We start from the raw sequence: 523 nt of genomic DNA, 5'->3' as shown, positions 1-523 counted from the left end.
GTGTGACGACCACCTTCTTCTTTAGACAGGACGTAAACTTCTGATTCGAACTTGGTGTGTGGAGTGATTGAACCAGGCTTAGCCAGTACTTGACCACGCTCTACTTCATCACGCTTGGTACCACGCAGCAGGATACCGCAGTTCTCACCGGCACGACCTTCGTCCAGCAGCTTACGGAACATTTCTACACCAGTACAGGTAGTCTTGGTAGTGTCGTGGATACCCACGATTTCTACTTCGTCACCAACTTTGATGATACCGCGCTCTACACGACCTGTTACTACAGTACCGCGACCAGAGATTGAGAATACGTCTTCGATAGGCAGCAGGAATGGCTTATCGATATCACGCTCTGGCTCAGGGATGTAGGTATCCAGTGCTTCTGCCAGTTCGATGATCTTGGCTTCCCACTGAGCGTCGCCTTCCAGAGCTTTCAGAGCTGAACCCTGAATTACTGGCAGGTCATCACCTGGGAAATCGTACTCAGACAGCAGTTCACGAACTTCCATCTCTACCAGTTCCA

General features: G+C 50.5%; 1 protein-coding gene. It reads right to left on the bottom strand.

All coding sequences use genetic code 11. The features are described 5' to 3' along the window. Positions 1-523 (bottom strand): EF-Tu/IF-2/RF-3 family GTPase (locus ON072_RS21085; protein ID WP_274626193.1); only part of this gene is annotated, 523 nt, incomplete at both ends.

Origin of the sequence: Shewanella sp. K8 (genome assembly GCF_028823715.1) — a bacterium.
GTDB classification, from domain to species: Bacteria; Pseudomonadota; Gammaproteobacteria; order Enterobacterales; family Shewanellaceae; genus Shewanella; species Shewanella algae.
The sequence above is the reverse complement of the archived record's forward strand: the minus strand, read 5'-3'. Positions and strand labels throughout refer to the sequence as shown.